Consider the following 13,591-nt stretch of genomic DNA (forward strand, 5'->3'; position numbering starts at 1 on the left):
CGCTCCCTTTATTTTTTAATGATTAGATATCCTTTTTTTACTGTTTCGCCATCGAGCTCGATCACGTAGTAGTATGTACCATCTGGAAGTGAGCTCCCGAGCTTGAAACTATTGTTGGAAAGCCCGGTGAATGCATTGGAACCATTGTCATAGCTTTCCACCTCGTATACCACTGCACCCCAGCGGTTGAATATGGTCACCTTATTGTTCGGGAAGTTTTCGATTCCCGGTATTTCCCAGACTTCATTGGCCCCATCCCCGTCTGGACTTATACCCTGGGGTATTTCCTCTTTGGTGTTTTTGACCACCTCATCTGTCCTGGTTGCCCCCACATTGCCCAGCGCATCCGTCATGGTCACGCTCACAGTGATCACCCCATCCATCAGCGTACTCAGGTTGAGATCTGAAATAGTAATGGAAGTACCAGAAACACTTCCAGATCCAGTTTGGCTACCTGATCCTTCATCCGTAATCTCGTAAGTATAGGAAGCTCCATCTTCCGCATTGTCAATAGCAAATGCAACCCTGGTTTGATTCAATGTGTTGATAGCCTTATTGGTAAAAGCAACCAAAAAATCCTCCGGGCCTGAAAGGTCAACAGAAGTACTCACACTGGCAGCAGTATTGCCGTTAGTAGCGGCATCAAATGCCGTATTTTCTGCCAAAGTAATTACCGTCGTTCCTTCACTCATACCCGTAACTTCCAGCTCATAATTCGCCATCTGGCCGGTTAGTGAAGTAACTACTCCAGAGCTGAGCTCAAAATCAGAGCCCTCAAGACCAGACACCGGCTCAGAAAACTCAATAAACACGCTCACCGAAGGATCTACTCCTATTTCACTTTTTGATACAGACAATGTAGCTGAAGGCCTTGTGCCATCATAGAAATAAGAAATGGTGCTGGACGCCTCACTCTGGTTTCCTGCATCATCTTGAGCGGCTCCAGCAGGTATTTTCAAAGAGATATTGCCGTCTCCGTTGGCATCCACATCAAAGGTAAAAGTCATATTATCTGAGGTCTGCAGATCAGTGACGGTACCATTGGACACTTCTATATCTTCCGGGACTAAACCTTCAACTTCCTCATCGAATACCGCCGTAAAACTGATGGTTGACAGATTGGTCAAATCCCCCACATCGCTAGAAAGGGTCACTTTAGGAGCAATATTGTCCTGTAGTCGAATGACTAATTGCTCTTCCTCACTCGTATTGGTCCCATCACTTACGGTAAGGGTGAGCGTGTATTGAGGCGTGGCACCAAAATCGAGTTTTGACGCGTCTGCTACAGTGAGTTTTCCAGTAGCTTGATCAAGAGCGAAAATACCTTCGGCATTTCCAGCGATTATATCCCAGGTAAAACTGGTATTGGCATCACCATCCGTGGCAATGGCAGTACCTACGGTCGCTCCATTTTCGGCTTGCTCATCGAGGAAAAACTCCTGGCCCGCAGCTATTACAGGAGTACTGTCATCATCTAAAATGGTCACCACTCCCTGAGCAGAAATAGCTACATCCAGCGTAGTTCCACTTATTGCTGACAGACTCACCGTTACAGTTTCATCGGATTCATCCTGAGTATCTACCTGTGGTATCACGGTAAAAGTTTGAGTCTCACCAGCGACACCTGCAAAAGTCAACGTCTGACCAGTCAGCGCTGTGTAGTCGGTGCCTGCAGTTGCCGTTCCATCTGTCGTACTAGCATCTACCGTAAACCCGCCCTGTACAGCATTGTCCAAAGTCACCGTCACTGTGATCGCTCCCTCATCTTCGTTGCCCGACACATCTGCTATGGAAAGCGCTGCTGCATCGTCATTGGTAATGATAAGCGTAGCACCGTCTGTAATGTCTACGGCAAGTGAAGTAGCAGCCAGGTTGGACATGGCCACGGTCAAGGTTTCATCAGCCTCTAATTTACTATCGCTGGTAAGAGTTACTGTAAATGTCTGCTGCTCTCCCGCAGTACCCGCGAAAGTCAGGGTCTCTCCCGAAACTGCCGTGTAGTCCTCTGTGGAAGTAGCAGTGCCGTCTGTAGTGGACACATCTACCGCAAACCCGCCTTGCACTGCATTGTCCAGTGTTGCGGTCACCGTCATGGTTCCGTCGTTTTCATTTGCAGAAACATCTTGGATCGTCACAGCGGCTGTATCGTCATCAGTAATTGCCGCCAGCCCAGTATCATCTGCCATCAGGGCCATACCCGTAGGGTTTGACAGTGTTATTTCTAAGGTTTCTGTAGGTTCTAGTTGACTATCTGCGATGAGCACTACAGTCAGTGTTTTTGAGGTTTCGCCAGGAGCAAAAGTAAGTGTGCCGTCTGCCAGTGCATTAAAGTCTACCCCGGAAGTAGCCGTACCACCAGACACCGTATAATCCACGGTGATTTCTGCAGTTGGTGCCTTGTCAAGACTAATGGTGAATACCACGTCTGTAGTTCCTCCAGTACCTTCTTTCACTGACGGGTCATCTATGGATATCGAAGAGGCATCATCATCAATGAGCGTTACTGTAGCATCGTCAGTAATATCCACATTTAGCGATGTAGCGGCCAGATTACTTAGCGCAACGCTAAGAGTTTCGTTAGGCTCAGGATCTGAGTCCACTATAGGTGTAACCAAAAACGTTTGAGTCTCTCCAGATAAACCCGTAAAAGTTAATGTTTCACCAGATACCGGAGTATAATCGGTACCAGCGATAGCGGTACCATCAGTAGTGTTTGCATCCACAGTAAACCCACCCTGAACGGCGTTATCCAAGGTCACTGTAACCGAAATGGCACCGTCATCCTCATTACCTGATACATCTTCAATACTTAAAGAAGCCGAATCATCATTGAGAATAGTAGCGGTGGCTTCATCTGAAATATCTACAGAAAGTGATGTACCGGATAGATTGCCTTGAGCAATGGTAAAGGTCTCATTGGACTCCACCTTGGTATCAGCACCCAGCATCACTGAAAAATTTTGTGTCTCGCCTGCCGTACCAGCAAAAGTGAGCGTCTCTCCTGATAGGGATGTAAAATCTCCATCTCCTACCTCGGCAGTTCCATTCACAGTACTTATATCTACAGAAAAACCTCCCTGAACAGCATTGTCAAGAGTGGCTGTGAAGGTGATGGCACCAGCATCTTCCTGACCTGAAACATCAGCAATCGTTACTGCTGCCGCATCGTCATTCAAAATAGTGCCTGTAGCTACGTTAGTGATATCTACCCCCAAAGTAGTCCCGGACAAGTTGCTTTGTGTTATTGTGAAAGTCTCGTTGGCTTCCACTTTTGTGTCTGCACCAAAAGTAACTGTAGTGGTCTGCGTCTCGCCTGCAGCGCCAGCGAATGTCAACGTCTCACCAGATAGCGCCGTATAATCACCATCTCCTACAGTGGCAGTACCATCTGCCGTACTTACATCCACCGTAAAGCCTCCCTGAACAGCATTGTCCAGCGTGGCAGTGATGGTTACAGCACCATCACTTTCATTTCCAGATACATCTGCAATAGTTACCGCAGCAGCATCATCGTTGGTAATGGTACCAGTAGCCCCATCTGTAATGTCTACTGACAGTGAAGTTCCGGACAGATTGTTCTGAGAAACACTAAGCGTTTCATTTGCTTCCAGTTTTGTGTCAGCTCCAAGGTTTACTGTAAAAGTCTGCGTCTCTCCAGCCGTACCTACAAAGGTTAGCGTCTCACCTATCAGTGGTGTAAAATCTCCATCTCCTACCTGAGCGGTACCGTCTGCAGTACTCGCGTCTACAGAAAAACCTCCCTGCACCCCATTGTCCAATGTGGCTGTAAATGTGATTGTACCATTGTCCTCATTTTCCGACACATCGGCAATGGTCACAGCTGCAGCATCGTCGTTAGTGATAGTACCAGTAGCACCATCTGAAATATCTACTGACAATGTGGTACCAGACAAGTTGCTTTGAGATACACTTAGTGTCTCATTTGCTTCGAGCTTAGTGTCTGCTCCAAGGCTTACTGTAAAAGTCTGCGACTCTCCAGCCGTACCTACAAAAGTTAGCGTCTCCCCAGACAGTGGTGTAAAATCTCCATCTCCTACCTGAGCAGTACCGTCTGCGGTACTTACGTCCACAGTAAAACCTCCTTGAACCCCATTGTCTAATGTAGCTGCAAACGTAATTGTGCCATTGTCTTCACTTTCCGATACATCGGCAATGGTCACAGCAGCAGCATCGTCGTTGATGATAGTGCCCGTACCTGTCGCATCCCCAATTGCTGAAATTCCTGTATTGTTTGAAAGGGTAACTGTAATGGTTTCATTAGACTCCACAATGGCATCTCCTGATACTGTAACGTCTATCGTTTTACTGGACTCGCCAGCAGCAAAACTCAATGTGCCAGACGCTGCTGTATAGTCTGCACCTGCTGTGGCAGTACCATCAGAAGTAGCATAATCAACGGTCACACCTCCGGCAGGAGCTACTTTAGAAAGGCTCACTGTAAAAGTTAGAGTGCTTGTGCCACTTGCTCCTTCATTCACCGAGGGGTCATCGATAGAAATAAGCACAACATCATCATCTGTATTCGTTGCTGTGATGGTTTGATTGGCCAAAGGGTCGAAATTATCATCACTACTGGCATCGTTTATCGCCAGCGTAATGGTATAAACCACATCACCATCAATTACCGCATCATCCACTCCTGTTACATTTACAGTTTGAGGAAAGTCCCAATTCGCAGTAGTAAATGTCAGGCTAGACTGATCAACAGTGCCTTCACCAGTGTTATTACTTAGCACATCAATTACCACATTACTTGCAGGCTGGGCATCTAATACTACAGTAAAATCATCCGTAGTACCTTGTTCCGATGTGGTGGTACTTCTTCCACTTTCAATGATCGTAAATCCTGCTACATCATCATCAGTATTGCTCACACTGACCATTTGGTCACCGAGCGGGTCAAAGAAATCATCGCTACTTGCATCACTTACGGTCAAAGTGACATTAAAGCTGATTGTACCATCTATGATGTCATCGTCTACCCCTGTGACATTTACCGTCTGAGCCGAGTTCCAATTGGAAGTTGTAAACGTAAGGGAGGACAGGTCCACTGTTCCTTCTCCTGTATCTCCACTAGAAACAGAGATCACTACATCACTTTGCGGCTGAGCATCTAGTACTACGGTAAAACTATCACTGGATCCAGTTTCACTTATACTAGTGCTCCCGTCACTTTCCACCACTGTAAAGCCTGGAGTATCGTCATTGGTGATGGTACCCGTGCCCGTAAAATCATCTATCTGAGAGTCTCCAGTATTGTTTGAAAGGGTAACTGTAATGGTTTCATCTGCCTCTACCAGCACATCCCCCGCCAGGGTCACATCGATGGTTTTACTGGACTCGCCAGCAGCAAAACTCAACGTGCCAGAAGCTGCTGTATAGTCTGAACCTGCTGTGGCAGTACCATCAGAAGTAGCGTAATCCACTGTCACTCCTCCGGTCGGAGCTACATCAGAAAGACTTACGGTAAATGTAAGGGTGCTTGTGCCACTTGCTCCTTCATTCACTGAGGGGTCATCGATGGATATAGATACAGGATCGTCATTTAGTATGGTCGCTGTGGCTCCGTCTGTGATATCTATAGCACTACCCGTCACCGTTACAGTCGTCAGATTGCTCATAGATATGTTGATCGTCTCATCTGGTTCTGACGTGCCATCAGCAAAAGGAGTGATTGTAAACATTTCGGTCTCACTTGCGGTACCGGCAAAAGTCAGTGTATGATTCACCACCGCTGCATAGTCACTATCTACTGTAGTAGCCGTACCGTCTGAAGTGCTCACATCCACGTCAAAACCGCCATCAACTGCATTGTCAACCGTTACAGTCACTGTGATCGCACCATCATCCTCATTGCCACTCACATTGGCAATAGTCACTGTAGCCTGATCATCGTTATTAATAGTAATTGAGGCGCCATCCGTAATGTCTATATCACTAGCTGCCACTGTAGCGGGTGACAGGTTGCTCATACTAATAGATACCGTTTCATTAGCTTCTACTTTGGTGTCACTTCCCGGAGTGACTGTAAACGTCTCCGATTCACCAGCTGTCCCCGAAAAAGTCAAGGATTGACTCGTTACAGGGGTATAATCACTGTCTGCTGCGGTGGCTGTGCCATCTGATGTGCTCACATCTACATCAAATCCGCCATCCACTGCTTTGTCCAATGTAACCGTAACCGTAATCGCACCATCATTTTCATTACCACTAACATTAGCAATGGTCACCGTCGCCTGGTCATCATTGGTAATGGTGCCTGTGCCGGTGGCATCAGAAATGCTTGTATTTGTACCGGTAGCGCTTGTCAACGTTACCGTCAGCGTCTCATCATTCTCTACTATTTCGTCACCTGATACTGTCACATCGATGGTTTTGCTAGACTCGCCTGAGGCAAAGCTTAGCGTACCTGAGGCAGCAGTGTAATCTGAACCTGCAGCAGCTGTGCCGTTAGAAGTAGCATAGTCTACCGTAGCTCCACCAGCCGGAGCGGGACTGCTTAATGATACAGTAAACGTAAGTGTACTCGAACCACTGGCTCCTTCACTTACAGATGGGTCATTGATTGAAAAACGTGGAGAATCTTCAGTAGTGAAGTTTAGGGTAGCATTATCCGTAAAACCTGCATAACTATTGCCAGCCAGATCGTCTATGGATGAAGCAGGGATAGATAAGTAGTAACCCGTGGAAGCGCTCAAATCGGACCCCGGGTTAATCGTCAAAACTGAGCCCGATATGGATGCTACATTGCTAGTAGCCGTAGGATTAGCGGCATCTATTGAAAATATCGCAGCATCATCGCTAGATTGTTTTAGCTGAATGAAGCCAGTGCCAAATTGGATGTTTTCGTTGAACGTAAGCACCAAGTTTGCCGAGACTGATACACCAGTCGCGTTATCAGATGGTGTGCTGCTGCTCAGCGTAGGGTCGGCACCATCCACTATCAATGCTTTGTTTGCACCGAGGGAACCTGCAGCGCCTGGACTCGGTAGCGTAAGTACAGCTCCTGCACCTCCTCCATCTTGTATGGTACCTCCATTCAATGTAAGTGCACTGATGGAAACATAATCCAGGTCTGCACTTATATCTCCTGGCAGTACGGTGTAGCTAAATGTAAGAGTAAAAGAGGCTGAGCCACTTAGATAATTGATCACACGATCAGTAGTACCCGTTTCCAGCGTAAGCTGAGGAGTGCCTGAGACGACCACCGCTTCGTTAAAAGCTATCTGAACGGATATAGCATCACCCACTCTATAAGTTCCGTCTGCCGTACTAGCTGTCACGTTGGTCACAGTGGGTGCTACGGCACTGGAAATAACAGTGGTTGTATTGTCAGTGTCAGAATCTATACCATCGCTGACCTCCACTGTAAACGTAGTAGTCTCCGAAGAGGATGCTCGATTATCCGTAGGATTGAAGGATATTGCTCTCAGTCTGGACTGTAGATCCGCCGTGGTAGTACTGGCAATAGTATATGGACCAGTACCCGAAATACTTCCACCTGAAAGGACACCCTTGGCATTGTTATCCAGGGTAATGGTGGCTGATACATTATCACCATCTGCATCTGTGATGGTGATTCCGGAGAAGGGAGAGATGGTGGCATTGTCATTGACTGTCTGACCGGCCACTGTTCCTCCGATTACGGGTGCGTTGTTGGAGGCTACGGCGGCAGCAAAAACAAACTCATCAAACCAGGTAAAGAATCCGTTAATGCCAGCAATGATATCTATTCTATCAATGTTGTTAAATTGATCATCCAAGATAATAGTGCCGGTTTCTGTGGGACTTGGAGATGTAAAAACTCCTTGAGAAACTCCATTATCATATGCCTCAACTGTCTCCACTCCAAAAGCACCATGTTCATTGTTTATATAAAAGGACTGAAAATCCAGATTGGAACCATCTATTGTCTCTACCCTCAGTATGTTTCCGGAAGAAAAGCCCTGATGACCAATACATGCTGAAGAGCCCATCCCTTTCCAGCTGTGCTGAACAATATTACCTCCTATTGTTGTAAACCTGATGTTAGAATTATCAGAGCTAATAAAAGTAGTAGACCCCGTATTGTTGTCATTCGTAAAGCCGTCACCATTAAAAGTGACAGTCGTCTGAGCCCAGGCTAAAATTGAGTAACAAGTAAATAGGAGACCTAACAGTAACCGTTTCATATTAGGTGAATGATACGTATCTCGGCAGTCAATTCTGGTGATAGCTGCAAGCCAGCTATGGATGTAGGTTTTGATCATGTCTGGTGAAAAAAATTTAGTCTGTTCAAAGCTATCTCAAACAGAAGTAGGGAACCATAAAATTCATGAGACCTTAAAGCAGTCGTAAGCCATTATTCGATTAACAAAAGTTTTCTTCCGATTAATCAACATTTCATATAACTGGGAAAAATTTCCAATTACTCAAGGCTAAAATAATTCCTGGTCTACAACTAGATTTTGGTTTTGTTGTGAAGAGGTGGATTTTTGTGGTAAAAGTGCCTAGCTCATAAGCGCCAAAATATACGAGGCAAGGTCCAATTCACTAATCATCATGCGGATACGTTTGTAATGCGAACACCCAAACCATTCTAAATCGAGAGAACTGTTATGCGTTAGATATCTATTCTAATAAGGGGGTAAAATGGTATACATGCTATGGTCGAGAAGGGTAGGTACCATCCATGGCAATCACAAAATTAAGCGCTAAGAAAGGTTGTCTATTGGATATTGCCTCCCCTGCTCCTGAAAATTCTGTTGATCCGGTCACTACACCGTTAGTAAGCTGCGAATTCACAGTAACCTCTACTGATCCAGAAATTTCCACATTACCATCAGCCATCTTTTCGTTTGAAGTAGCAGCATAGGAATTCCCCCCTAAGGTAAACGCATTATAGGCATCCGTTGGATTATTGGTTGATGGTGGGCCTCCAAATGATTTAACAGTTCCTATAAGGCCGGAGGTATCAGCAGAAGCCGTTGTGGTGATAGTAGCATTCACAGATGCCGAATTAATGGCATGAGAATGAGCTGGTAAATTATCCACCGTTAAGGTATTTAGTTCTTTCCCTCCAAAATAGCCAAACGGATAGGCATATGTGAACCCTGGAGGTGGAGCAGCAGCATAATGGATAGGAGCACGTCCCCTTAAGTCTGGAAGACCAAAACTAGTTCGACCATCGCCTCCAAAAGCAGTACCTACTAAAGAGTACAATGCTGAATTGTCCACAATTGACACAATTTCGCCATTACACAATGCCCAGTAATTTGGAGCCCAATCATAACTCAAAATTGATATCTGCCCGAGAAATGGATCAGTCATAGCATTAAGATTATAAAACTAAACTTGCTCAATATTAGTAAATTTTCCCACCACATTATAAATCCTTCCGTATGCACTATGCATTATATTTAAACACATAGGTAGTTGTTATACCATCCAGAAATGTTCTCTGAATAGACCGATTCAAATATGCTATGACTAGAACGAATTCCTTCACCCTTCCCAATTATAACCCTCTTGATGTCATTACCTGAAAGATGAATTTTCTCAATATCAATGTTTGGATTTGGAAAAGAACTATGATTGATAAACTTCCGCTCTCCTCTCGGAGATGAGATTTGCAGTGAATGAAGTTGGCTCAATGTGTCTTGACTGCCTTTGATTAAAAAAGGATAAAGGTTTTCCAATGCTCTTCCTACTTCATAGCCCAACAAAGAAAAGTGATTGGCCATACCTCCTGTTTGTGTAAGATGTACTTTTTTGAATGCCTGATTTTCAACACTATCAGTTTCATAGTGCCAAACGGAAGCTCCATACATAGTTAAGTTAAGGCTCTTAATCTTGTTGAGCACTTCAAAAGAAATCATATGGGGTGTTGCCACTAAAGGAATTTCACCTGCTAAGCCTTCTTCCTTATACGCCTCAAAAAAATCCAAAGCCTCTGTACCCGAAAACATGGCGTGCAAAAAATCAGGTTGCTCCATTTTAATGACCCGAACATATTCCCTGACCGATTCCTTAATGTTATTTTGGCCGCCACGAAATGGAATTAATGCCCACTGCATTTCTGATGGCCTCCTATATTGTGTTCCCAGTCGAAACGCGCTGGGAAGGTGATACCCTGCTTCGTAGGAAGGCATGATCACCGCACCACTACCTCCAAATTCTGATTGTGCCCAATAACCAAGAGCGAATTCTACCTGCCACATTTCATAGCTATTGTAAAAGACATATGGAGAGTGCTCACTACGCAGGGGTAGGTATTCGCCTAAATCAATAAAAAGACATGGCTTTTTAAATCTATTTATCAGGGAATAAACATCACGAATAGACCTGTAATTGACCATTCCGGTGATAATATCAACATTGTGAAAAGCAACAAGCTTTTCGATTGCTGGCCTAAGCGCCCCGGGTTGTCCTTGATGTATAAACTCTGGGAAGAACTGAAATTGATTATGTAATCTCTCAGGAATTCCAGATAATATCCCATCCATAATTTCATGACCTATGTTTGGGTAAATGGTGGAAAAAGGACTCAGAAATCCAACTTTAATTTGGCGCAAAGCAATACTCTATTTATAATTCAAGAATTATCTTTTTCTAAAGTAAAAAACAAGACTTACTTAGAAACACAAACTGATGAGATTTAACAAAGTATCTTTCCTAACCTGCGTAGGACTCTCTGCTCCAATTGTAAAAACCCTTTATGCAAATGATCTTCTCGATAAGCTTCTAATCGAAGAAAATTATGACTACATCAAACCAGCATTTAACTTTATTCCAGACCATAAAATCAGACTAATTCGTAAAGATTCTGAATTCCCTATTGATAAGAATTGTAAGTTGGTTTTTGCGCTTTCATATCCCCATAAACTGCCTAAAACGGACATTCCAATCTTGAACATACATTTTGGTGCATTACCAGAAAACAGAGGACCTGACCCTGTTTTTTGGACAATTAGAAATAACCAAGAATTATGTTTTGTAACGATACATGAAATAGCTCCAGTGTTTGATACCGGAGCTGTTGTAATAAAAAGGAGTTTTCAAGTAAGGCCAGAAGAAACGTATGGAGGCATGTATTCCCGGCTCGTCTATCTGACGATACCCATGATTGAAGAATTGATGAAGCATGGATTCAAGAGTACAACTGCTCAGAATGAAAACGATGCTATAACCAATAAGCTCCCAAAAGAACCCGATCTGACTATAGATTGGAAGACAATGTCATCATCTGAAATCAACTGCCTGGTGCGTGCATGCAATCCAAAATATGGGGGTGCCATCACCACATTGAATGGTGTAGTTCTCAGGATACTTGAAATTTCTCCGATAAACATCAACATGAAGCCTGGAGAAATACCAAAACCGGGAATGATCGTTCACTCGAGCAATGCACACGGAATAGCTGTGGCATGCGCTGATGGACTATTCATCAAACTTAATATAGCATCGGTAACCGAGGGATTTTTGACTGGCAACACGTTATCAAATATGGGCGTTCAGACCGGTACAATTTTGGGCCAATGAATAGCTGTCATCGATTACGATTGAATTCGACCGTGCTCTGTTTACCTGCAACTACTGTAACTTTCGCTCAGGCAGGCCGAAGAAATAATCCTGAAATTCAACCCAACATATGAACCTTAAATCAGCACTAGAAGATATACTTTTCAGTAATCAAGACTTCTCCCTGATAAGCCGAGGTATCAACTATCTGTATGAAAGGTTCAGTGAGACCACCAACATCTATGCGGGTAACCTCACAAATGAGCACATGAAGGAAACTGCAAATGGCAAGGTAGTTACTCCTATTCATGCTGCGCACTGTCTTAAAGAACTGGCAAGAACTACCCATTTCCTGAGAGCCATTCACCTGGCCATAGAACATCACCTGAAGTATAAGAAATCCATCAGAATACTTTATGCAGGCTGTGGTCCTTACGGAACGTTGTTGACTCCATTTTCCTCAATTTATTCGGCTGATCAAATCCAATTCACCTTCCTCGAAATAGAAGAAGAATCAGTTAACTCAGTAAAATCTCTTTACACAGAATTGAGCATCAGTGAATATTTAGAATCCACCCATCTGTGTGATGCTACTGATCCTGAACTCTCTTTGGCAGGATCATTCGACATCATAATTAGTGAGACTATGCAAATGGCACTCAACAACGAGTGCCAGGTACCTATCACTCGAAATATGGTTCGGTTCTTGACAAAAGAAGGCACTTTTATTCCCGAGCGCATTGCTTTGGACGTTTATCTCGTAGGGAGAAAAAAAGACCCACTTGTACCGGACTCTGACGAAAAGGAATTCGTAGGTACAGCCTTTGATTTTGATATCAACAACCTTCCAGCAAAAGACTCTGAAACCATTCTCACTATTCCAAAAAGCGCCCTTGAATACCTCAAACTATACACAAATATTCACTTATTCGGAGAGGAATGCTTAAAAGCCTACCAATGTAGTCTCACCATGCCACTGATTCTAGATAGACCCTTAAAGAAAGCGGGTAGATCAATAAGGTTTTGGTACGAAGAAAATGAAAGGCCTAAACTGAAATTTGAGTACCTGCCTGAAAATAGCTAAGGGTAATCTGATCGCATTATTTTTTCATGACAATAGGATGCGGGTAATAATGGTTCTCTGTGGTTTATCAATTGCTCAATTTCTTTTGCTTCATTTTCCACATCATTAGGAAGTCCATCGAACAACTCGCCAAACGCAGCAGTATCTCTCACCCTCCTCTGAACCATCGCCATCCATTTTTGGCGAAGTTCAGCCCAGTACAAAGAATGATGACCTTCCTCTACGATGGCATCATAAGGCCTCATTTCCAAATAGATAGTGCGCCTTACGTCATTGGTTACCTTAGCCTTTGAGCAGTGAAGCACCATGATATCATGTATGATGATATCTCCGGCTTTTGCCGTACACTCCATATATCCGGGTATGCTCCACCCATACTGTTTGGTCAGACTACAAATGTCCTGAAGTTTTTTCTGACTACCCGGAACATACCTCAGGCAGCCATCTCCGGCAGGTGAATCATCCAGATAAATACCTATATTCAGGTAAGGAAAACGTCGGTTGTGGGGAGCATCCTGATGCCACAAAACCGTGGAATCCCTACCAGCTCGTTTGTACATCAAATCACACGACAAAGGCACTGCACCACGACCACAAAACTTACTAGCTATCTCTAGTATAGCAGGCAATGCCAATAATTCCAACAATGCATCGGGGTAGACTGGCAGCAAATGATTTTGTCTTAGAATCAACTTTTCCTTTTCGGAGCTGGCATGTACATTGGAATGAACTTCAGGCGCCTGCCGTACCTTCTGCTCCAGATCATAGGCCAGCTGTTGCCATTGCCGTAGGACGTTCACAGGTATGGCGTTGGGTATATGCAAAAACCCAGTTTTCTTATACTGATCTATTTGTTCGGAGGTAATTGGCATTTAATTGAATAAGATGGAAAGCAAATGGCATAAAATCTACCTTCCTTTTTTCAGCAATGTTATCTGGCAATTTTCAACATTTTCACCTTATCCACAGCATATTTCTTGCTCTTCA

The 13,591-nt window shown here is 44.2% G+C and carries 6 protein-coding genes; 2 read left to right on the top strand and 4 right to left on the bottom strand.

Going from position 1 to position 13,591, the window contains the following annotated elements; genetic code table 11:
• Positions 1-8: 8 nt before the first annotated feature.
• The 3 genes from C7460_RS05065 to C7460_RS05075 form a co-directional block, all read right to left on the bottom strand.
• On the bottom strand, positions 9-8,192 hold the full coding sequence (locus tag C7460_RS05065; protein ID WP_170147892.1) for a Calx-beta domain-containing protein: 8,184 nt from the start codon (positions 8,190-8,192) through the stop codon (positions 9-11).
• A 472-nt stretch (positions 8,193-8,664) separates the two neighbouring features.
• A complete protein-coding gene (locus C7460_RS05070; RefSeq protein ID WP_115866993.1) occupies positions 8,665-9,330 on the bottom strand; it encodes a phage tail protein in 666 nt (221 codons plus the stop codon).
• An 89-nt stretch (positions 9,331-9,419) separates the two neighbouring features.
• Positions 9,420-10,574: an ABC transporter substrate-binding protein gene (locus C7460_RS05075; RefSeq protein WP_170147893.1), complete on the bottom strand. Its 1,155-nt coding sequence runs from the start codon at positions 10,572-10,574 to the stop codon at positions 9,420-9,422.
• A 76-nt stretch (positions 10,575-10,650) separates the two neighbouring features.
• Here C7460_RS05075 and C7460_RS05080 point away from each other — a divergent pair, with 76 nt between their 5' ends.
• Both C7460_RS05080 and C7460_RS05085 read left to right on the top strand, forming a co-directional pair.
• Entirely contained in the window at positions 10,651-11,541 is an 891-nt protein-coding gene (locus tag C7460_RS05080) for a methionyl-tRNA formyltransferase (RefSeq protein ID WP_115866995.1), read from the top strand.
• A gap of 109 nt (positions 11,542-11,650) precedes the next feature.
• Positions 11,651-12,604 carry an SAM-dependent methyltransferase gene (locus C7460_RS05085; protein ID WP_115866996.1) on the top strand — a complete coding sequence of 318 codons (954 nt, stop codon included), beginning with the start codon at positions 11,651-11,653 and terminating at the stop codon, positions 12,602-12,604.
• On the opposite strand, the gene C7460_RS05090 is transcribed toward C7460_RS05085, so the two are convergent.
• Positions 12,601-13,476 carry a phytanoyl-CoA dioxygenase family protein gene (locus C7460_RS05090; RefSeq protein ID WP_115866997.1) on the bottom strand — a complete coding sequence of 292 codons (876 nt, stop codon included), beginning with the start codon at positions 13,474-13,476 and terminating at the stop codon, positions 12,601-12,603. The genes C7460_RS05085 and C7460_RS05090 overlap by 4 nt on opposite strands.
• Between the last annotated feature and the right edge of the window lie 115 nt (positions 13,477-13,591).

This window comes from Marinoscillum furvescens DSM 4134, assembly GCF_003386095.1.
Lineage (GTDB): Bacteria > Bacteroidota > Bacteroidia > Cytophagales > Cyclobacteriaceae > Marinoscillum > Marinoscillum furvescens.

Bases quoted from the DNA above. Each gene is read 5' to 3' on its own strand.
- C7460_RS05065 (WP_170147892.1), bottom strand. From the start codon at position 8,192: ATGAAACGGTTACTGTTAGGTCTCCTATTTACTTGTTACTCAATTTTA.
- C7460_RS05070 (WP_115866993.1), bottom strand. From the start codon at position 9,330: ATGACTGATCCATTTCTCGGGCAGATATCAATTTTGAGTTATGATTGG.
- C7460_RS05085 (WP_115866996.1), top strand. From the start codon at position 11,651: ATGAACCTTAAATCAGCACTAGAAGATATACTTTTCAGTAATCAAGAC.
- C7460_RS05090 (WP_115866997.1), bottom strand. From the start codon at position 13,476: ATGCCAATTACCTCCGAACAAATAGATCAGTATAAGAAAACTGGGTTT.
- C7460_RS05080 (WP_115866995.1), top strand. From the start codon at position 10,651: ATGAGATTTAACAAAGTATCTTTCCTAACCTGCGTAGGACTCTCTGCT.